This is a genomic window from Pseudomonas sp. Choline-02u-1, from assembly GCF_002836515.1.
In the GTDB taxonomy this organism is placed as follows: domain Bacteria; phylum Pseudomonadota; class Gammaproteobacteria; order Pseudomonadales; family Pseudomonadaceae; genus Aquipseudomonas.
In genome coordinates this window covers 383,133-402,848 of record NZ_PJBC01000013.1, presented here as the reverse complement: position 1 = coordinate 402,848, position 19,716 = coordinate 383,133, and the positions used below count along the sequence as shown (strand labels likewise).

The 19,716-nt window shown below is 60.7% G+C and carries 25 protein-coding genes; 8 read left to right on the top strand and 17 right to left on the bottom strand.

What is annotated here, in order from left to right; genetic code table 11:
* Positions 1 to 106 precede the first annotated feature (106 nt).
* From CXF97_RS12020 to CXF97_RS12005, 4 genes are all read left to right on the top strand, one after another.
* A complete protein-coding gene (locus CXF97_RS12020) occupies positions 107 to 1,021 on the top strand; it encodes an urea transporter (protein ID WP_101158670.1) in 915 nt (304 codons plus the stop codon).
* Positions 1,022 to 1,042: 21 nt separating this feature from the next.
* Positions 1,043 to 1,867: an ion transporter gene (locus CXF97_RS12015; protein ID WP_041479613.1), complete on the top strand. Its 825-nt coding sequence runs from the start codon at positions 1,043 to 1,045 to the stop codon at positions 1,865 to 1,867.
* Positions 1,868 to 1,971: 104 nt separating this feature from the next.
* Entirely contained in the window at positions 1,972 to 2,970 is a 999-nt protein-coding gene (locus CXF97_RS12010; protein WP_095126517.1) for a sulfate ABC transporter substrate-binding protein, read from the top strand.
* A gap of 166 nt (positions 2,971 to 3,136) precedes the next feature.
* Positions 3,137 to 4,336, top strand: a complete 1,200-nt coding sequence (locus CXF97_RS12005) for an MFS transporter (RefSeq protein ID WP_101158669.1) — start codon at positions 3,137 to 3,139, stop codon at positions 4,334 to 4,336.
* Between the two features lie 112 nt (positions 4,337 to 4,448).
* Here the strand turns inward: CXF97_RS12005 and CXF97_RS12000 are convergent, their stop codons facing one another.
* Both CXF97_RS12000 and CXF97_RS11995 read right to left on the bottom strand, forming a co-directional pair.
* Complete coding sequence (locus tag CXF97_RS12000; protein WP_101158668.1) at positions 4,449 to 4,853, bottom strand: type II toxin-antitoxin system HicB family antitoxin; 405 nt, start codon at positions 4,851 to 4,853, stop codon at positions 4,449 to 4,451.
* Positions 4,853 to 5,065, bottom strand: a complete 213-nt coding sequence (locus tag CXF97_RS11995) for a type II toxin-antitoxin system HicA family toxin (protein WP_101158667.1) — start codon at positions 5,063 to 5,065, stop codon at positions 4,853 to 4,855. Before CXF97_RS11995 ends, CXF97_RS12000 begins: the two co-directional genes overlap by 1 nt.
* A gap of 183 nt (positions 5,066 to 5,248) precedes the next feature.
* Between CXF97_RS11995 and CXF97_RS11990 the strand changes: the two genes are divergently transcribed.
* Both CXF97_RS11990 and CXF97_RS11985 read left to right on the top strand, forming a co-directional pair.
* Entirely contained in the window at positions 5,249 to 5,716 is a 468-nt protein-coding gene (locus CXF97_RS11990) for a helix-turn-helix domain-containing protein (protein WP_101158666.1), read from the top strand.
* On the top strand, positions 5,713 to 6,288 hold the full coding sequence (locus CXF97_RS11985) for a PIN domain-containing protein (protein ID WP_101158665.1): 576 nt from the start codon (positions 5,713 to 5,715) through the stop codon (positions 6,286 to 6,288). Before CXF97_RS11990 ends, CXF97_RS11985 begins: the two co-directional genes overlap by 4 nt.
* Positions 6,289 to 6,333: 45 nt before the next feature.
* On the opposite strand, the gene CXF97_RS11980 is transcribed toward CXF97_RS11985, so the two are convergent.
* From CXF97_RS11980 to ccmA, 10 genes are all read right to left on the bottom strand, one after another.
* The gene (locus CXF97_RS11980; RefSeq protein WP_073472737.1) at positions 6,334 to 6,738 is read right to left on the bottom strand and encodes a hypothetical protein; all 405 of its coding nucleotides are present in this window, start codon (positions 6,736 to 6,738) and stop codon (positions 6,334 to 6,336) included.
* A gap of 25 nt (positions 6,739 to 6,763) precedes the next feature.
* Positions 6,764 to 7,963 (bottom strand): c-type cytochrome biogenesis protein CcmI, encoded by a 1,200-nt coding sequence (gene ccmI, locus CXF97_RS11975; RefSeq protein ID WP_101158664.1) that lies wholly within the window; start codon positions 7,961 to 7,963, stop codon positions 6,764 to 6,766.
* The gene (locus CXF97_RS11970) at positions 7,960 to 8,430 is read right to left on the bottom strand and encodes a cytochrome c-type biogenesis protein (protein ID WP_101158663.1); all 471 of its coding nucleotides are present in this window, start codon (positions 8,428 to 8,430) and stop codon (positions 7,960 to 7,962) included. Before CXF97_RS11970 ends, ccmI begins: the two co-directional genes overlap by 4 nt.
* On the bottom strand, positions 8,427 to 8,963 hold the full coding sequence (locus tag CXF97_RS11965; protein ID WP_024012128.1) for a DsbE family thiol:disulfide interchange protein: 537 nt from the start codon (positions 8,961 to 8,963) through the stop codon (positions 8,427 to 8,429). The genes CXF97_RS11970 and CXF97_RS11965 overlap by 4 nt, the downstream gene beginning before the upstream one ends.
* Positions 8,960 to 10,948 (bottom strand): heme lyase CcmF/NrfE family subunit, encoded by a 1,989-nt coding sequence (locus CXF97_RS11960; protein WP_101158662.1) that lies wholly within the window; start codon positions 10,946 to 10,948, stop codon positions 8,960 to 8,962. The genes CXF97_RS11965 and CXF97_RS11960 overlap by 4 nt, the downstream gene beginning before the upstream one ends.
* Positions 10,949 to 10,951: 3 nt before the next feature.
* Positions 10,952 to 11,407: a cytochrome c maturation protein CcmE gene (gene ccmE / locus CXF97_RS11955; protein WP_016771044.1), complete on the bottom strand. Its 456-nt coding sequence runs from the start codon at positions 11,405 to 11,407 to the stop codon at positions 10,952 to 10,954.
* Entirely contained in the window at positions 11,404 to 11,580 is a 177-nt protein-coding gene (gene ccmD / locus CXF97_RS11950) for a heme exporter protein CcmD (protein ID WP_101158661.1), read from the bottom strand. Before ccmD ends, ccmE begins: the two co-directional genes overlap by 4 nt.
* Positions 11,577 to 12,332 (bottom strand): heme ABC transporter permease, encoded by a 756-nt coding sequence (locus CXF97_RS11945; protein ID WP_101158747.1) that lies wholly within the window; start codon positions 12,330 to 12,332, stop codon positions 11,577 to 11,579. The genes ccmD and CXF97_RS11945 overlap by 4 nt, the downstream gene beginning before the upstream one ends.
* A 97-nt stretch (positions 12,333 to 12,429) precedes the next feature.
* Positions 12,430 to 13,098 carry a heme exporter protein CcmB gene (gene ccmB, locus CXF97_RS11940; protein ID WP_039763615.1) on the bottom strand — a complete coding sequence of 223 codons (669 nt, stop codon included), beginning with the start codon at positions 13,096 to 13,098 and terminating at the stop codon, positions 12,430 to 12,432.
* Positions 13,095 to 13,730 carry a cytochrome c biogenesis heme-transporting ATPase CcmA gene (gene ccmA, locus CXF97_RS11935; RefSeq protein ID WP_073472746.1) on the bottom strand — a complete coding sequence of 212 codons (636 nt, stop codon included), beginning with the start codon at positions 13,728 to 13,730 and terminating at the stop codon, positions 13,095 to 13,097. Before ccmA ends, ccmB begins: the two co-directional genes overlap by 4 nt.
* A 197-nt stretch (positions 13,731 to 13,927) precedes the next feature.
* On the opposite strand from ccmA, the gene CXF97_RS11930 reads away from it, so the two are divergent.
* Together CXF97_RS11930 and CXF97_RS11925 are read left to right on the top strand one after the other, a co-directional pair.
* Entirely contained in the window at positions 13,928 to 15,502 is a 1,575-nt protein-coding gene (locus tag CXF97_RS11930) for a flagellar hook-length control protein FliK (RefSeq protein ID WP_101158660.1), read from the top strand.
* Positions 15,499 to 15,828 carry an EscU/YscU/HrcU family type III secretion system export apparatus switch protein gene (locus CXF97_RS11925; RefSeq protein WP_101158659.1) on the top strand — a complete coding sequence of 110 codons (330 nt, stop codon included), beginning with the start codon at positions 15,499 to 15,501 and terminating at the stop codon, positions 15,826 to 15,828. Before CXF97_RS11930 ends, CXF97_RS11925 begins: the two co-directional genes overlap by 4 nt.
* Positions 15,829 to 15,934: 106 nt before the next feature.
* On the opposite strand, the gene CXF97_RS11920 is transcribed toward CXF97_RS11925, so the two are convergent.
* From CXF97_RS11920 to motD, 5 genes are all read right to left on the bottom strand, one after another.
* Positions 15,935 to 16,330: a DUF2802 domain-containing protein gene (locus CXF97_RS11920; protein ID WP_101158658.1), complete on the bottom strand. Its 396-nt coding sequence runs from the start codon at positions 16,328 to 16,330 to the stop codon at positions 15,935 to 15,937.
* Between the two features lies 1 nt (position 16,331).
* The gene (locus CXF97_RS11915; protein WP_016771050.1) at positions 16,332 to 16,817 is read right to left on the bottom strand and encodes a chemotaxis protein CheW; all 486 of its coding nucleotides are present in this window, start codon (positions 16,815 to 16,817) and stop codon (positions 16,332 to 16,334) included.
* Between the two features lie 90 nt (positions 16,818 to 16,907).
* A complete protein-coding gene (locus tag CXF97_RS11910; protein WP_101158657.1) occupies positions 16,908 to 17,861 on the bottom strand; it encodes a CheW domain-containing protein in 954 nt (317 codons plus the stop codon).
* 118 nt (positions 17,862 to 17,979) lie between these two features.
* A complete protein-coding gene (locus tag CXF97_RS11905) occupies positions 17,980 to 18,768 on the bottom strand; it encodes a ParA family protein (RefSeq protein WP_101158656.1) in 789 nt (262 codons plus the stop codon).
* 43 nt (positions 18,769 to 18,811) lie between these two features.
* Positions 18,812 to 19,702 carry a flagellar motor protein MotD gene (motD, locus tag CXF97_RS11900; RefSeq protein ID WP_101158655.1) on the bottom strand — a complete coding sequence of 297 codons (891 nt, stop codon included), beginning with the start codon at positions 19,700 to 19,702 and terminating at the stop codon, positions 18,812 to 18,814.
* Between the last annotated feature and the right edge of the window lie 14 nt (positions 19,703 to 19,716).

The following is a 19,716-nucleotide window of genomic DNA, read 5'->3' as shown; positions in this document are numbered from 1 at the left end:
GTGGGAATGCGGCCCGGGACGCTCTGCGTCCCAAGAGCAGACGCAGAGCGTCCTTTCAGGCATTCCTTTGCGGCGCGTGGGAACGATCAGCACCGAATGAACTGCCATGCCTGCCAATCACTTCAACACCCACTGCCCCGACTGGGCCGAGGCTTTGCTCAACGGTTTCAGTCAGATTTTCTTCCAGCGCCATCCGCTGTGCGGCCTGCTGTGTCTGTTGGCGATTCTGCTGACAGCGCCGGTGCTGTTTGCCGGGGCGCTGCTTGGTGGCGTTGCCGGTCTGCTCACCGCGCAGCGGCGCAACTACGCCAAAGCCGATCGCCAGGCCGGGTTATTCAGCTATAACGGCGTGCTGCTCGGCCTGCTGCTGAGCCTGTATTTCCCTTGGTCGCCGTTGCTGCCACCGCTGATTCTCGCGGCAGGCGGGTTGAGCGCGATGCTCACTCAGCAATGGCTCAAACACGTGTACCGCAGTCGCGCTATACCGGCGTATACCTCGCCGTTCGTGGCGATCAGTTGGGTGCTGCTGGTGTTCGCCGAACCCTCCGCGCCAATGGCATCGGTCGACCTGAACACGACAAATCTGCTGGCTGCTGAACTGCGCGGATTTGGGCAAGTGATGTTTCTCGACCATCCCTTGGCCGGGGCGTTGATCGCCAGCGGTTTGCTGCTCGCCGATCGCCGGGCGTTCTGCTGGGCGCTGCTGGCGTCGGCGATCGGCCTCGGCTCCAGTCTGCTGCATCACGAAACGTCCGCCGCACTGCTCGGGCTCGGTGGCTACAACGCCGTACTCGCCGCCCTCGCCTTCAGCGCGCAACGGCAACATCCGTGGTTGCCGCTGCTCGCAATTGTCCTGGCCTTGCTGGTGACGCCGCTGTTTGCCGCCCTCGGGCTGGCGACGCTGACTGCGCCATTCATCCTTGCCTGCTGGTTGATTCGCGCCGGCATTCAGATGCTTGGCAAAGCGTCGCTTGCGCATGAGTCTTGCGCTCACGAGGAGAATCACCCTAGGCTGCGCTGATCTTCGATTCAGGCGTTATCCATGGACAGCAGCAACAATTGGCGTGAACGGCTTTACGTCATGATTTTCCAGAGCGACACCCCGGCCGGGCGTCGCTTCGACGGCATTCTGCTGTTGATCATCCTCGCCAGTCTGGTGATTGTGATGCTCGACAGTATCGACAGTATCCATCGCAACTACGCCGACGTGCTGGCCTACATCGAGTGGGGTTTCACGGCGATTTTTCTCGGCGAATACATCCTGCGTCTGTACTGCTCGCCCAAGCCGCTGCGCTATGCCTTCAGCTTTTACGGGCTGGTGGATCTGCTGGCGATCGTGCCCGGTATCCTCGCGCTTTATTACAGCGATGCTCAGTACCTGCTGATCATCCGCATCATTCGGATGCTGCGGATTTTCCGCGTGCTCAAGCTCAGTCCGTACCTCAAGCAGGCCAACTACCTGATGTCGGCGCTGCGTGGCAGCAAGCAGAAAATCGTCGTGTTTCTGGTCAGCGTGTGCACGCTGGTCACGGTGTTCGGCACGCTGATGTACGTGATCGAAGGTCCAGAGCACGGCTTTACCAGCATTCCGAAGGGCATCTACTGGGCGATCGTCACCTTGACCACTGTGGGCTTCGGCGACATCGTGCCGAAGACACCTCTGGGCCAGGTGATTTCCTCGCTGGTCATGATCACCGGTTACTCGATCATCGCCGTGCCCACGGGGATTTTTACCGCAGAACTGGCCAATGCCATGCGCGGCGAACAGCTGCAACATGACTGCCCGGGATGTCAGAAAAAGAGCCACGAGCAAAGCGCGGCGTTTTGTTCGCGTTGCGGCAGTCAACTGTTCAAGAAAGTGGAATAAGTACAGAGCTTTTTAATCTTTAAGCGGCTATCACGCGCCCGTTATAGTCGCTGGCAAATCGCCTCACCTTTGACTCAACACCCCCACAGAACAAGGAATGCGCAGTGAAAAAACTCTTTGGCGCCTCACTTCTCGCCGCTGGCCTGGCCTTGGCCAACATCGCTCAGGCAGCACCGACGCTGCTTAACGTTTCCTACGACGTGATGCGCGATTTCTACAAGGACTACAACACTGCGTTCCAGAAACACTGGCAGGCCGAGCACAACGAGAACATCACCGTGCAGATGTCTTTCGGTGGTTCGAGCAAGCAGGCGCGTTCGGTGATCGATGGCCTGCCGGCCGATGTCATCACCATGAACATGGCCACCGACATCAACGCCCTCGCCGACAACGGCAAACTGGTGCCGGAGAACTGGGTCACGCGCCTGCCGAACAACAGCGCGCCGTTTACCTCGGCGACGGTGTTCATCGTCCGCAAGGGCAACCCTAAAGCCCTGAAAGACTGGCCGGACCTGCTCAAGGACGGCGTGCAGGTGATCGTGCCGAACCCGAAAACCTCGGGCAACGGCCGCTACACCTACCTGTCGGCCTGGGGCTATGTGCTGAAGAACGGCGGCGACGAGAACAAGGCCAAGGACTTCGTTGGCAAACTGTTCAAGCAAGCGCCAGTGCTCGATACCGGTGGCCGCGCCGCCACCACCACGTTCATGACCAACCAGATCGGCGACGTGCTGGTGACCTTCGAAAACGAAGCGGAAATGATCGCTCGCGAATTTGGTCGTGATCAGTTTGAAGTGGTCTACCCAAGCGTCTCCGCCGAAGCCGAGCCGCCTGTGTCGGTAGTCGATAAGGTCGTCGACAAAAAAGGTTCGCGCGCGGCAGCTGATGAATATCTGAAGTACCTGTGGTCGCCGCAAGGTCAGGAGATTGCTGCGGCCAACTACCTGCGCCCGCGCGACCCGGCAGTGCTGGCGAAGTACACCGACCGTTTCCCTAAAGTGGATTTCCTTTCGGTGGAGAAGACGTTTGGTGACTGGCGCACCGTGCAGAAAACCCACTTCAACGATGGTGGGGTGTTCGATCAGATTTATAGCGGCCAGTAAAGTTTGACCTCAACAAAAAGGCGACCCACTCGGTCGCCTTTTTTGTCGAGCGCAGATACCGGTCATTACACAACGTAATAACCGTTATCATCCGAAACTGTCTTCTGCCAACCCGCGTTGTCCATTAGCCTTCACCGCTTTCCCTGTGCCCGACCCGAGTAATCCCATGACCACCACTCCTCACGCAATGACCCGAGGCATGGTTCTGCTGTTCGCATTCTGCTGCGGCGCCATCGTTGCCAATATCTATTACGCACAACCGATCATTGGCCTGATCGCGCCAGACATCGGCCTCTCCGACACCATGGCGAGTTTCATCGTCTCGCTGACCCAGATCGGTTATGCACTGGGCCTGTTCTTTCTGGTGCCGCTGGCCGATCTGCTGGAAAACCGGCGGTTGATGATCATCACTACCGTGGTGGCAATTGCCAGCCTGCTGGCGGCGGCGTTTACCGATCAGCCGAATGTGTTCTTGCTGATTTCGTTGCTGGTGGGGTTCAGCTCGGTGTCGGTGCAAGTCCTGATTCCGCTCGCTGCGCACCTGGCGCCGGAAGAATCCCGTGGCCGGGTGGTCGGAGGGATCATGGGCGGTTTGCTGCTGGGTATTCTGCTGGCGCGACCGGTGTCGAGCGTGGTCGCCGATCACCTCGGCTGGCGCGCCATGTTCATGATCGCTGCGGCCTTGATGGCGGCGATCAGCATAGTGCTGGCGCTGACCGTGCCCAAGCGCCAGCCCGATCACAGCGCCACGTATGGCCAACTGATCGGCTCGCTGTGGACTTTGCTGCGCCAGCAACCGGTGCTGCGTCAGCGGGCGTTTTATCAGGGCTGCATGTTCGCCACGTTCAGCCTGTTCTGGACCGCCGTGCCGCTGGAACTGGCGCGCAACCATGGCCTGTCGCAAAGCGAAATCGCGATCTTCGCCCTGGTCGGCGCCATCGGTGCCATCGCCGCGCCAATCAGCGGCCGCCTCGCCGATGCCGGCCACACCCGCATCGCCTCGCTGCTGGCCATGCTCTTCGCCAGCCTGAGCTTCCTTCCCGCCTTCATCCACCCCGCCTACAGCGTCATCGGCCTGGCTGTAACCGGCGTGGTGCTCGACTTCTGCGTACAAATGAACATGGTCCTCGGCCAACGCGCGGTGTACTCGCTGGACGCCAAAAGCCGTGGTCGACTGAACGCCTTGTACATGACCAGCATCTTCATCGGCGGCGCCTTCGGCTCGTCGGTGGCCAGCGCTGTGTATGAACATGGCGGCTGGTTGTGGATCGTGATTGTTGGGAGTGTGTTTCCGCTGTTGGCGTTGTTACGGTTTTTGAGTGCTTCGCAAAACGCTGCGCTGGCGCAGCGAAAAGTCGCGTCCTGACGCGATGTCATAGTGGGAGCGAGCCTGCTCGCGAAGGCGGTGTGTCAGCCACAGATCAGTGCCTGACCTGATGCCTTCGCGAGCAGGCTCGCTCCCACAATTGCGCAGCCCCTCAATACCGAACCAGTTTCTCCATCGCCGCATCCGCCAGAAACGAGGAGCGGCTTTTGACGTTGTGCTCGCGTACATAGCGATCAATACGCTGAATCACATAGCCGGGCAGCGTAACGTTGACCTTTTCGGTCTTGCCCAGGTACGGCGAGATATCCAGCTCCAGCATGCCCCAGCCCATCTCGGCAAAATCCGGATGATTGCGATGCGCCGCTGCCGAGGTCGGCATCGGAATCGCCTGACCGGCCGCCGCGATCTCCTGCAGCATGAGGTGAGCCACTTCCACGGCCGCGTTGTAGGCCTCCTCAAAGCTGTCCCCGGCCGTGACTGCGCCGGGAATATCGGGGATCTGAATGCCGACGGCAGTGTTCTCGTCACCCCACTCGATGCAGATGGGATATTGCATTACGGATCTCCTTCATGACGGGTTGCCGGGCTGAATAACCCCGCGCGCCGCCGAATGCTTTTGACTGTCCCCAGCGGTAAATCCTTTTTCGGATGCGGGACGGCAATGGTGTTCGGGTTGTAACGATGAGTGAAAATGTGATGACTGCCCGCAACCCGATCCAGCGTCCAGCCCGCCTCCTCCAGCTCCTTCATCAATAGCCTGCTCTGCACCAACCGCCTCCTTGGCCTGGCCCATTAAAAGTAACTCTAGAGTTATCTTTACTCAAGCACAGAATGGGACGGGGTGATGGTTGGTTGTTTTACAAAGTATTCCTGCAACAGTTTCGTTTATTGCGAATTTCGTTTGGTTCGAATAACGTCCGCGGATCTTCCTTACAGTGCTGGAACAGTCTTATGACCACCGCTACTCCATCTGCCATCAATCTGCCTGTCGAACGTAAGGTCAAAGCCGCGATTGAAGGCCAGCGCGCCCTGACCGCATTTCTCGCAACCGGTTTTGAAACTCAGCGAATCCAGATTTTTGATGAACAGAACGAAGCCCACAGCGTCGAGCTGCCTACATCGGCTTTACGCTTGCTGAGCGATATCCTCGCGGCGCTGGCGCAGGGCCACGCTGTGAAGGTGGTCCCGATCCACGCGGAGCTGACCACGCAGGAAGCTGCCGATCTGCTCAACGTCTCACGTCCGCACATGATCAAACTGCTGGAAAGCGGTGAGATTTCCTACCACAAAACAGGCAAGCACCGACGTGTGCGTTTTGCCGATCTGATGGAATATAAAACCCGGCGAGACACCGCCAGCGAGCAGGCAATGACGCTTCTCGCGGAGCAGGCACAAGCGCTAAGGACAGGATACGAGTGAGGCATTCCTCTTTCACTGCTGTATACGATGCATGCGTTTTATATCCGGCCCCTTTAAGAGATTTCCTGATGTGGCTCGCGTTGTCTGGGCTGTATCAGGCTCGCTGGACTCAGGAAATACACCACGAATGGAAGCGTAACTTATTGAAGAACAGGTCCGACCTGACCCTCGAACAACTCGATCGCACATCGCACTTGATGGACTTGGCCATTCCAGATGCGTGTATCGATGGCTATGAAGACCTGGTGTCAGGCCTGACGCTGCCTGATGAGAACGACCGCCATGTTCTGGCGGCCGCTATCCGATGCGGTGCCGATGTAATAGTGACGTTCAACCTGAAAGATTTCCCCTCCTGTCACCTCGCGCCATACGGCATCGAAGCTCAGCACCTGGATGAGTTTGTGGAAAACCTTTTTCACCTTGATTCGGCGGCCGTCGTCGCTGCGGCTCAAAGCCAGCGACGGCAATTGAAAACGCCCAATGTGGAGGTGGATAAATATCTTGGCTTTCTCCAGCGGCAAGGCTTGGTCGAATCGGTAAAGGCGTTAGGTAACTATCGTGCGATTCTCTGAGAATCAGACGCAAAAAAAACGGCGATCCGAGGATCGCCGTTTCTCTTACTGCCCGAACTTCTTGCCCAACCCCGGCGGGACGCCGTGGATGTTGGTGTCTTCCCACGGGCCGTTGGGGCTGACCGAGCGGCTCCAGCCGTTATTCCAGCGGTAGTAGGTGCGCTGGCGGTAGAAGGTGTTGGTCTGGTCGTCGAGGACGTAGACGCCGAGTTTCTGATCCCAGTGGCTGTTGCCGCCCGGTGGTGGGGCGAAACTGGCTGAGGTGCGCGGGACGGGTTTTGCCGGTTTCGCCGGGATGCTTTTGCCCGGTGTTGGCGAGGTCGACGGGGTCGGGCTCGGTTGCGACGGCGGGATCGGCGGCAGGCTGGTGGTCGGTTCCGGGCGTTGCACCGCACATGCACTCAAGCCCAGGGCCAGTGTGAGGACTGTGATTCGGGCGATGGTGTGCATGGCGGTGCTTTCCTTGTTTGCCCGATTATTTGTCCGGGCTGTCGATGGTCAGTGTTTGTGGCGCGGTGGTGCTGCTGGCCAGTGGGCCGCTGCGACCGATCCACTCACCGGCAGTCGGTTGACCGGCTCGTGAGATGCGCGCAACCAGTTGGACTTCAGGGAAGTTCGACAGTTTCAACTGCGGCATCATTGCATCGGCATCACCCAGTTCGACGGTCACTGGCAGATCCGCCACGGTCAGGCGTTTGGCCGCCAGCGGCGCAGGTGGGCCTGAAGTGGCGCGGGCGAAGATGAACACGCTGTCGCCCGGTTGCACCTTGCCTTTGAGTTCGCTGGCCAGATCGACGCTGACTGTCAGCAACGCAGCTTTCGGCGCCGCTGCCTGGGCAACCTTGCCACCGCTTGCTTTCAAGCGTTCGGCGGCACGCTCGATGCCGCCTTGCAGCGCCGCGCGAGAGTTGTCATCCGGTGGCAGCTGCGCAAGCAGGCGATTCCAGTAATCGATCGCTTCTTGATAACGCTCGCCTTCGAACGCGGCGATGCCGAGAAGACCGAGGCTGGTGACTTCTTTCGGATCGGCCTTCAGCGCTTCGTCGGTCAGTTTCTGAATCTTTTCCGACCACTTTTTACCGTCAGCAAAATACTGCGCCTGCGCCCACTGGCCGAGCAGCTCCGGCTGGCGACCGGCGAGGTTAGCGGCGCGTTCGAACATCTTCGCCGCGTCTGCCGGGCGGTCCTGAGCCATGTAGGTACGGCCGAGGAAATACAGACCTTCAGCAGAATCCGGTTGAGCGGCAACCGCACGCTCCAGACGCTGGGTCATCTCCTCCATCGACTGCGGTGCCTGGGCAAACTCGCGGGTCAGTTCCACCTTGTCGGCGGCACCGAAATGCAGGTACAGACCAAGGCCCAGCAGCGGCACCAACACCGCGGCCAGCAACGGCAACGGTTTGCCCAGGCGCGAGACACGCGGCGCGGCGGCGCCTTCGGTATCGGCCAGCAATTCACGCGCAGCTTCCGCGCGACCGCTGTCCAGTTGCGCCGCGTCGAGCACGCCTTCGGCCTGCTGCGCCTGCAGCTCGGCAACCCGTTCCTGATACAGCGCGACGTTCAGCGCGGTACGGTCTTCTTCCCGCTGGGCACGACGTTCACGCAGCACCGGGATCAGCAGAAAACTCAGGGCGACCAGAAGCAACAGCCCTGCGGCGAGCCAGAAATCAATCATTCTTGGTTTTTATCCAACAGTTGGTCGAGGCGCTGACGTTCTTCGGCAGACAGCGATGTGGGCGTTTCGGCACGTTGCCCGCGACGCCTGCGCACGATCAGCGCGATCACCACAAAACCACCGAGCAACAGACCGGCCGGGCCGAACCAGAGCAGCGCGGTCTTCGAATTGAGCGCCGGTTTGTAGCGGACGAAATCACCGTAGCGATCGACCATGAAGTCGATGATCTGCTGATTGTCCTTGCCCTCGCCGAGCATGCGAAAAATCTCTTTGCGCAGGTCGGCGGCGATCGGTGCGTTGGAGTCGGCGATGTCCTGGTTCTGGCATTTCGGGCAGCGCAGTTCCTTGGTCAGTTCGCGGAAACGCTCACGGTCGCCCTCTTTGGCAAATTCGTAGGTGTCGATGGCCGCGTGGGCGACACCAGCCAGGCTCAAGCCCAACACCACTGCTGCGAGAAAACGCTTCATGGCTTGGCCTCATCGACCAGCGCCTGATACTTGGCCGCGAGTTTTTCGCGCCAGACCTGCTCGTCGATCACCCCGACGAACTTGTCGCGAATGATGCCTTTGGCGTCGATGAAGAAGGTTTCCGGCGCGCCGTAGACACCGAGGTTGAGGCCCAGTGAGCCTTCGTCGTCACGGATATCCAGCGCATACGGATTGTGGAACTCGGCCAGCCACTTCAAGGCGTCGGCATTGGTGTCCTTGTAGTTGATGCCGTAGATCACCACGCCGCGCTCGGCGAGTTTGTTCAGCACCGGGTGCTCGACCCGGCAGGAGATGCACCAGGTGCCCCAGACATTGACCAGCGCCGGTTTGCCGAGAATGTCGGCCTTGGTCAGCGTCTTGTCACCCTGCACACTCGGCAAGGAAAACTCCGGGAACGGCTTGTCGATCATCGCCGACGGCAGCTCCGCCGGATCCAGATACAAACCGCGATACAGAAACACCGCCACCAGCAGGAAAATCGCCAGCGGCAACAACATCAACCAACGCCTCATGCCGCCGCTCCTGTCATGCCCAGTGCTTCGCGCACTTTGCTTTTCACCTTGACCCGATAACGTCGATCCAGCGCCGCCAGCAAACCGCCAAATCCGGTGAGCAAGCCACCGAACCAGATCCAGCGCACGAACGGTTTGACGTGTACGCGCACGGCCCAGGCGCCGTTATCCAGTGGCTCGCCGAGGGCGACGTAGAGATCGCGGGTGAAACCGGCATCGATGCCGGCTTCGGTCATCACCGAGTTCTGCACGGTGTACAGACGTTTTTCCGGGTGCAGCACGCTGATTTCCTTGCCATCACGGATGACGCGGACGGTGCCTTTGTCCGAGGTAAAGTTTGGCCCTTCGAAATGCTTGGCACCTTCGAAGACGAACTGATAGCCCGCCAGATCCATCGACTCGCCCGGCGCCAGACGCAGGTCGCGCTCGGCACTGTTCTGGCTCGACAACACCACCCCCAGCGCGCACACGGCGATGCCGAGGTGGGCGATCTGCATGCCCCAATAGCTGCGGGTGAGCGTCGGCAAACCTTTGATCAGGCCCTTGTGGCGGGTCTTGTCGAACAGATCGCGCAAGCCGGCGAGCAACACCCACGCGGCGAGCAGGAATGTCGCAATCACCGCCCAGTTGAAATCGCCATACGCCACGCCGGCCACCACGGCCAGCGCGACGCTGCCGAGCAGCACGGGCGTGAGCATGCTTGCCAGCCATTTCACTGGCGTGTCCTTCCAGCGCACGATCACACCGACTGCCATCACCAGCATCAACAACGCCATCAACGGAATGAACAGCGCATTGAAGTACGGCGGGCCGACCGACAGTTTGGCGCCACTGATGGCATCGAGAATCAGCGGATACAACGTCCCGAGCAAAATCATCGATGCAGCGACGACCAGCACCAGGTTGTTGCCCAGCAGCAAGGTTTCACGCGACCACAGATTGAAACCGACCTGACTTTTCACCACTGGCGCGCGCAGTGCGAACAGCGTCAGCGAACCGCCCACCACAAACAGCAGGAAGATCAGGATGAACACGCCCCGCTCGGGATCCGAGGCGAACGCGTGCACCGAGGTCAGCACGCCCGAGCGTACGAGGAAGGTGCCGAGCAGGCTCAACGAGAATGCGGCAATCGCCAGCAACACCGTCCAGCTCTTGAACACGCCGCGTTTTTCGGTGACGGCCAGCGAGTGAATCAGCGCGGTGCCGACCAGCCATGGCATGAACGAGGCGTTTTCCACCGGGTCCCAGAACCACCAGCCGCCCCAGCCGAGTTCGTAATACGCCCACCACGAACCGAGGGTGATGCCGATGCCGAGGAAGGCCCAGGCGACGATGGTCCATGGCCGCGACCACCGCGCCCACGCTGCATCGAGACGTCCGCCGAGCAGCGCGGCGATGGCAAATGCGAAGGCCACAGAGAAACCGACGTAGCCCATGTACAGCATCGGCGGATGCACGATCAGGCCGATGTCCTGCAGCAACGGGTTGAGGTCGCGACCGTCGGCGGGGATCTGCGGCAGGATCCGCGAAAACGGGTTCGAGGTAAGAATCAGGAACAGCAGGAAACCGGTGCTGATCATGCCCATCACCGCCAGTACCCGGGCGAGCATGACTTGTGGCAACTGCCGGGAGAACACCGACACGGCGAAGGTCCAGCCGCCGAGGATCAACGCCCACAGCAGCAGCGAACCTTCGTGGGCGCCCCACACTGCGCTGAATTTGTAGTACCACGGCAGCGCGCTGTTGGAGTTCATCGCCACGTAGCCGACCGAGAAATCGTCGGTCATGAACGCGTAGGTCAGGCAGCCAAAGGCAAACAGCAGAAAGGCAAACTGGCCCCACGCCGCCGGTTGCGCCAGGCTCATCCACAAGCGGTCACCGCGCCACGCGCCGAGCATCGGCACCAGCGCTTGGACCAGTGCAAAACACAGCGCGAGGATCATCGCCAGATGGCCCAGCTCAGGAATAAACAGTGCGGCGGCCATCGATCAACCCTCCTTCACAGGCGTCGGTGCGGATTGACCGCTGTCTTTCAGCGCTTTGGTCACTTCCGGCGGCATGTACTTCTCGTCGTGCTTGGCCAGCACTTCATCGGCGACTACCACGCCATCGGCGTTGAGCTTGCCAAGGGCGACGATGCCCTGCCCTTCGCGGAACAGATCCGGGAGGATGCCGCGATAGGCGATGGTCACGGATTTGTTGAAATCGGTGACGACGAATTTGACGTCCAGCGAATCCTTTGACCGTTGCAGCGAACCGGCCTCGACCATGCCGCCGGCGCGGATGCGTGTGTCCTGCGGCGCTTCACCGTTGGCGATCTGCGTCGGCGTGTAAAACAGATTGATGTTTTCCTGCAACGCACTCAGGGCCAGGCCGACAGCAGCACCGACCCCGACCAGGATGGCCAGAATGATGATCAGACGTTTTTTGCGCAGCGCATTCACTGGGCGTTCTCCCGGCGCAGACGACGCGCCTCTTGTTGCAGATAACGCTTGCGCGCCGCAATCGGCGCTAACACGTTGAGGGCCAGCACCGCCAGGCAGATGCCGTAGGCCGACCAGACATACAGGCCGTGATGGCCCATGGCGAGGAAGTCGCCGAATGAAGCAAAACTCATCGCGCTGCCTCCAGACTCTGCTGCACTTCGGCTTTCACCCAACTGGCGCGAGCCTCGCGCTTGAGCACTTCAAGACGCATGCGCAGCAACAGCACAGCGCCGAAGAAGCAATAGAAACCCAGCACCGTCAGCAACAGCGGCAGCCACATTTCCGCCGGCATCGCCGGTTTTTCCGTAAGGGTGAAGGTCGCGCCCTGGTGCAGGGTGTTCCACCACTCCACCGAGTATTTGATGATCGGAATGTTGATCACGCCAACGATGGCCAGCACCGCGCAGGCCTTGGCGGCACTGTCACGATTGCTGATGGCGTTGCCCAGCGCGATCACGCCGAAATACAGAAACAGGAGAATCAACATCGAGGTCAGGCGCGCGTCCCACACCCACCACGAGCCCCAGGTCGGCTTGCCCCAGATGGCCCCGGTGACCAGCGCCACGGCGGTCATCCACGCACCGATCGGTGCAGCGCATTGCAGGGCGACGTCGGCCAGTTTCATTTTCCACACCAGCCCGACCACGCCGCACACCGCGAGCATCACGTAGATCGACTGGGCGAGCATCGCCGCTGGCACATGGATATAGATGATGCGAAAGCTGTTGCCTTGCTGGTAATCCGGCGGCGCGAACGCCAGCCCCCAGACCACGCCAACACCGATCAGCAGCAACGCTGCGATGCTCAACCACGGCAGAAACCTGCCGCTGATACCGTAGAACCACTTGGGTGAGCCGAGCTTGTGAAACCAGGTCCAGTTCATACTGTTTCCATCACGGTTGCCGCTCATCATCGCGAGCTGGCAGAGGGTCATGCCTTTCTTCTGGAAGAAGTGGTCAATTTTTGACCAGGCCTCATTATTATTCGCCGACGCTGATCTTCAGGCCAGCGGCTATTGCAAAGGGTGTCAGGGTGATCGCCAGCGCTGTGAGGCTGGCCATCCACAACAGGTATCCGGTCGCCGGCATGCCTTGCAGCGCCGCTTGCAACGCGCCGCTGCCAAGGATCAACACCGGGATGTACAACGGCAGAATCAGCAACGCCAGTAACAGACCGCCGCGCTTCAGACCGACTGTCAGTGCCGCGCCGACTGCACCGAGCAGGCTCAGCACCGGCGTGCCGAGCAGCAACGACAGCAGCAGTACCGGCAGACATGCGGCCGGCAAACCGAGCATCAACGCCAGCAGCGGCGACAGCAGCACCAGCGCCAGACCGGAGAACAGCCAGTGTGCCAGCACCTTGGCCAGGACCAAAAGCGGCAGCGGGTGCGACGAAAGGACCCACTGTTCCAGCGAGCCGTCTTCGAAGTCACTGCGAAACAATCCGTCCAGCGAAAGCAGGACCGACAACAATGCGGCCACCCAGACTAACCCCGGGGACAGGTTTTGCAAGACTTGAGTTTCCGGGCCGACGGCCAGCGGGAAAAGTGCGATGACGATGGCGAAGAAAATCAGCGGATTGGCCAGCTCCGCCGGGCGGCGGAACAGCAGTCGCGATTCGCGGGCAAGCAGCAGGCCGAAGACGCTCATACCGCCCATTTCCCCAGATCGATGTCGCGATAACCGGCCGGCATGCGGCTCAGGGTGTGGTGCGTGGTCAGCACCACCAACCCACCGCGCTCGCAGTGGCCGGCCAGGTGTTCTTCCAGTTGCGCGACGCCCTGCTTGTCCAGCGCGGTGAAAGGTTCGTCGAGAATCCACAGCGGCGGGCTGTCCAGATACAACCGCGCCAGCGCCACACGGCGCTGTTGGCCGGCGGAAAGACTGTGGCAGGGAACGTCTTCGAAACCGCGCAATCCTACCGCTGCCAGCGCCTGCCAGATCGCCTCGCGTTCGGCGGGATGATGCAGGGCGCACAGCCACGACAGGTTTTCTTCGGGAGTGAGCAGATCCTTGATCCCGGCGGCGTGGCCGATCCACAACAGGTTTCGCGCCAGTTCGCTGCGTTGCTCGGTCAGCGGCTGACCGTTGAGCAGCACCTGGCCATCGGTGGGTTGCATCAAACCGGCGAGCAGACGTAAAAGACTGGTCTTGCCGCTGCCGTTGGGGCCGCTGATCTGCACCATGTCGCCACTGGCCAGGCGCAATTCGAGGTTTTCGAAAAGCAGCCTGAGATCGCGTTCACACGCCAGGGCAACGGTTTGCAGGACAGGACTGGTCAAGGGATCACGGGCCTTATACGGTTCAAGTCGGCTCTAGAGCGGCCGTTAAAGAGATGCAGCATAGATGCTTTGATCGCTCGATCTGGCGAGCTGGATCAAACAATTGCCAGGTTTTTTGAACGAAGCGCACGACGCGCGGCATTATACATGCCGTGCCTTACTCTCAAGAGCGCAATTTCCTCAGGTTGTGTCCGCGTATGACAGGCGAAATGAACATCCTCCCGCTGCCACCCACCGTGCCGGCGAGCGCTCGCCCGCAGATGGGTGAGCTGCTCAAGCTGCTGACGCCGGTCGAGGGCTTGATCGGCGCGGGGCAAAGCGCCAAGGCGGAGGTGTTGTCGCTCAAGCAGGCCGATCAGACCTTTGAATTGTTGCTCAAAGTGACCCTCGACAGCGGCCGTCAGACCACCGTGCAGGCCAGCAGCAACCTGCCGTTGCCACAGGGCACCAACCTGGCGATCACTCAGCCATCGGCCGGCAATCTGGCGATCACCGTACAGCAAGCGATCACCAGCAGCGTCGCCACCCTGACCCGTATCGATACCGCGCAATTGCCCGCCGGCACCCTGCTGCAAGGCAAAGTCGTGACCTCGCAAGCCCTGCCGCAGACGCCGGGGCAAGCGGCGGTATTTCGCTCGATGGTCACTCTGCTCAACACCGCATTGAGCGGCAGCACCTTGACCGTCGACAGCCCGCAGCCGCTGCGCATCGGCACCTTGTTGTCGGCGCAGGTGCAGGACGCGCAAACCCTCAAATTCGTGCCGCTGAGCAGCCGTCAGGAACAACTGGCGGTGAGTCAGCAATTGCTCGGCCAGCAAAGTCGCCAGGGCTCGCTCGATGGTCTGCTGAAGATGTTGCAAAATCTGCCGCCTACCACTGACCAGACCTCGGCCGATCTGCGCGCGGTGGTCGACAAGCTGCTCGCCAGCCTGCCCGACGTGCAGCAAATGAGCACCGCCAAAGGCGTGGCGCTGGCCTTGGCCAACAGCGGCGCGTTCCTCGAAGCGAAATTGCTCGGTGGACAAAACCCGACTCTCGCCCCGGATATGAAAGCCGACCTGCTCAAACTGATCGCGCAACTGACCCCGGGCCTGCCGAGCAACACCAATTTTAATGCGATCATCGCCGCCAACACCTTGGCGCAAGCGCTGCCGAGTTTCGTCCGGAACGCTCTCGGCACCCTCGGCCAGGTCAGCGCCAGACCGGTGCCGAGCAGCTTTCCGTTGCCCGAACGGCTGCTGGCGAAACTGGAAGGCGAAGGTGATCTCGAACAACTGCTGCGCCTCGCTGCTGCAGCAGTGTCGCGTCTGCAGAGCCATCAGCTGTCGAGCCTGGAACAGACCGGCGTCACCGACGATGGCCGCCTACTGAGCACTTGGCAGCTGGAAATACCCATGCGCAACCTGCAGGACATCGTGCCGTTGCAGGTCAAGTTCCAGCGTGAAGAGGCGCCGGAGCGCGAACCGCAACCGCACGAACGTCGCGATGAGCGCGAAGCCAAACAGCAACTGTGGCGCGTCGATCTGGCCTTCGATCTGGAGCCGCTCGGGCCGCTGCAGATTCAAGCGCAACTGATCGCCGGCAGCCTCTCCAGTCAGCTCTGGGCCGAGCGGCCGCAGACCGCCGACCTGATCGAAAACAATCTGTTTGCCCTGCGCCAGCGCTTGCTCGATTCCGGGCTCAACGTCGGCGACCTCGACTGCCACCACGGCACCCCGCCGCAAGGCAACCAAACCCGCCTCGAACATCGCTGGGTCGACGAAACCGCATGAACGATTCCACTGCCCCACGCCAGGCCATTGCCCTCAAATACGACGGCAACCACGCCCCGACCCTCACCGCCAAGGGCGACGACGAACTGGCCGAAGAAATCCTGCGCATCGCCCGCGATTACGAAGTGCCGATCTACGAGAACGCCGAACTGGTGCGCCTGCTCGCGCGAATGGAACTGGGCGACAGCATTCCCGAAGAGCTCTATCGCACCATTGCCGAGATCATTGCGTTTGCGTGGAATCTGAAAGGCAAATTCCCTGAGGGACAAGACCCGGACGCGCCGATGGTCGAGAAGGACATCACCGCACGTGGGGATGATTATTGAACCCTTAAAGCAAAAGATCGCAGCCTTCGGCAGCTCTTACAGGGAAACGCGAATCCCGATGTAGGAGCTGCCGAAGGCTGCGATCTTTTGATCTTGCTTGAAGCTCCTAGCTGCCCTTGTGCAACTTGCGCATCAATTGCGCCTCAGCCTGGGTCAACCCGCACGACTGAGTCAGCTCATCGACGCTGGCGCCCATGCCCACCAGTTTCGCCGCCTGGGCGAATGACAGGCTCGACGGGTCGCGCTGCTCCAGCGCAACGATCTTGTCCGGCAACGGGCTCACCACTGCGCGCAACTCGTGCAGGGCTTCGCCCATGCGCACGTTGCCGTTCTGGTAATCGTCGACACGTTTGGCCAGGTCCTTGATGCGCTGATCACGCAGCGCATCGCCCTGGGCCTGCTGCGCAGCGATTACCCGCTGCGCCTTGATGTATGAGACGAACATCGCCAGCGTGCCGGCCCAGAACAGGAACAGAACAATTACCGCAACCTCGAGAATCAAATCAGATGCTCTCCAGTTCCGACCATTCTTCTTCGCTCATCATCTTGTCCAGCTCGACCAGAATCAGCAGCTCGTTGTTCTTGTTGCACACGCCTTGAATGAACTTGGCCGATTCTTCGTTACCAACGTTCGGTGCAGTTTCGATTTCCGACTGACGCAGGTAAACCACTTCGGCGACGCTGTCGACCATGATGCCAACGACTTGCTTGTCGGCTTCGATGATGACGATACGGGTGTTGTCGCTGATCTCACCGCTGTGCAGGCCGAAGCGCTGACGGGTGTCGATCACGGTGACCACGTTGCCGCGCAGGTTGATGATACCCAGCACGTAGCTCGGCGCACCCGGCACCGGCGCGATCTCGGTGTAGCGCAGCACTTCCTGTACGCGCATCACGTTGATGCCGTAGGTTTCGTTATCCAGTTTGAAGGTCACCCATTGCAGGATCGGATCTTCAGAACCTTTTGCATTCGACGCCTGACTACTCATACCCTGACCCCTCGAAAAAACCGCCCTGGGCGGTGTGTGTTCTGTGTGGTGGCATTGAACAATGCCATCGCCTGATAGTTATGTCGGCTGCTAAGTCGGTTTATGTAGCGGCTTGTTGCCGCTCATGTGCTTCGCCCCGCCGCTGGCGATCAACTCGGCCAGCGCGGATACATCAAGCAATGCACACATGTGCTCAATCACGGTGCCGGCAAGCCATGGCCGCTGACCCCGGTGACTTCTCCATTTGATTTCATTCGGGTCCAGACGCAACGAGCGGCTGACCTGATGCACCGCCAGCCCCCACTCGTAACCTTGTACCGAAATCACGTATTGCAGGCCCTGACGGAAGTCATCGCGGTAGCGATCCGGCATGACCCAGCGGGCGGTATCCAAAACTTTCAAATTGCCGGCCTGACTCGGCAGAATACCGAGGAACCACTCCGGCTGACCAAACAGCGGCGTCAGCTCGTGCCCGGCCAGCGAATAGATCGAGCCCAGGGACACCAGCGGCACAGCGAGCGTCAGCCCGGCCACATCGAACAGCAAGCATTCGAAGGCTTCGGCGGCCCAGGCCGGACGCCCATCGGGTTCGATCGGTGGCGGCGGGTTGTTGGGTGGCAGATGCACCTCGACCAGCGGCGGGATAAGCACCTGCGGCTGCGCAACTGGCGGCTCGGGTTCTGGCTCCGGCTCGGGTTCCGGCACGGTCAATAATTGCGTTTGCAGCAGCGGCGCCAGCGTCGACAGCGGCGCGCGCGGTTCATCGATCAGCGCGACCGGTGCTTTGGCCACTGACGCAGCAGCGGGCGCGGCAATCGGAGTGAAGGATTTCTGCGCGTCACGGGCCTGCTCTTCGAGCACGGCGGCCTGGAATTCGTCCATGGCTTCGGTGCTTTGCACCGCTTCAGGCTGCGCCTGCTCCGCGACTGGCGGCAGCGCTTCGACCGGCGCAGGCAAGTCCTCGGGCAGGTCGAGCAGCAGGTCTTCCAGATAGGACTGCAAGGCCTGTTGCGGACGTGACGTGAGTTTCACTGGGCGGTTCATGCGCGACTCCCTGAAGGAGCTGCCGAAGGCTGCGATCTTTTGATCTTTTCAGGAGCACTGACAGGCCAGATCAAAAGATCGCAGCCTTCGGCAGCTCCTACACGAATAAGGATCATGCTCAAGCCACCTGCGGAACAAGTTGCTGCGCGAGCAGGTGCTTGAGCAGCGCTCGATAGGCCAGCACGCCACGGCTCTTGCCGTCGAACTGCGGAGGCGTGACGCCGGCTCGGCTGGCGTCGCGCAGACGGGTGTCGACCGGGATATAGCCGTGCCAGATATCGTCGGGGAATTTGTCGCGCAGCACACGCAAAGTGTGCATCGAGGCTTGCGTGCGGCGGTCGAACAGCGTCGGCACGATGCTGAATGGCAGTGGCTGTTTGCGCGAACGGTTGATCATCGCCAGCGTGTTGACCATGCGCTCCAGACCTTTCACGGCCAGGTGCTCGGTCTGCACCGGGATCACCAGTTGCTGGCTCGCCGCGAGGGCGTTGACCATCAGCACGCCGAGCAACGGCGGGCTGTCGATGATGGCGTAATCGAAGTCCTGCCACAGCTGCGCCAGACTCTTGGCGATCACCAGGCCCAGACCACTTTGCCCCGGCGACTGGCGCTCGAGGGTGGCCAGTGCGGTGCTCGACGGCAACAGCGAAATGCGTTCGTCGCTGGTCGACAACAGCAATTGCCCCGGCAAGCCTTGCGGCACGCTGCCCTTGTGCAGAAACAGGTCGTAGTTGCTGTGTTCCAGACTGTCGGGATCGTAGCCGAAATAGCTGGTCATCGAGCCGTGCGGGTCAAGATCGACCACAACCACGCGCTTGCCCGCCTCGGCCAGCAACCCGGCTAGAGCGATGGAGGATGTGGTTTTACCGACACCACCCTTTTGATTGGCGACTGCCCAGACTCTCATTCAGTTCGTTCCTCCCGGCCAGATTGGCTGGCCGAGACATGCTTCAGCGTGTTAATGCGGGCGACGGAGAATTGACGGCACTCTCGCGTCCCGGCGTCTTGACCGGGGTCGGTGCAGTTTGTGTGCCAGCGCGCTTCAACGCCGCATCCGGTTGCGCATTGGCGGTACCGGTGCCGGTGAGGCTGCGGCGCACATCAAGATTGCGCGAGACCACCAGCACCACGCGACGGTTCTTCGCCCGGCCTTCGACCGTGGCATTGTTGGCCACAGGCTGGAACTCGCCATAGCCCACCGACGCCAGTCGGCCAGGGTTTACGCCCTGCATGGCAAGCATGCGCACGATGCTCGCCGAACGCGCCGAGGACAGCTCCCAGTTGGTCGGGTACTGCGCGGTGCGGATCGGTTGATCGTCGGTGAAGCCTTCGACGTGGATCGGGTTGTCGAACGGTTTCAGGATCGCCGCGACCTTGTCGATGATGTTGAACGCGATGTCGCTCGGCATCGCGTCGCCGCTGCCGAACAACAGGCTGGAATTGAGTTCGATCTCCACCCACAGTTCGTTGCCGCGCACGGTCATCTGGTTGGAGCTGATCAAATCGCCAAACGCGGCGCTGATGTCATCGGCGATGCTTTTCAGCGGATCACTGGCGCCTGCGATACCGGCGTCGACCTGCTCGGCATCCTTGACCAGCGGCTTGGCCGGGGTCACGGTTTTCGGCCGCTCGTCGCCGATCTGGATCGGTTTGAGCGCGCGGTCGGAGTCTTTGAAGACGCCGACCAGCGCTTCGGAAATTTCTTTGTACTTGCCTTCGTTGATCGACGAGATCGAGTACATCACCACGAAGAACGCGAACAGCAATGTGATGAAGTCGGCGTACGACACGAGCCAGCGCTCGTGGTTAACGTGTTCTTCCTGGTGCCTGCGACGAGCCATGGTCCATTTCCCCC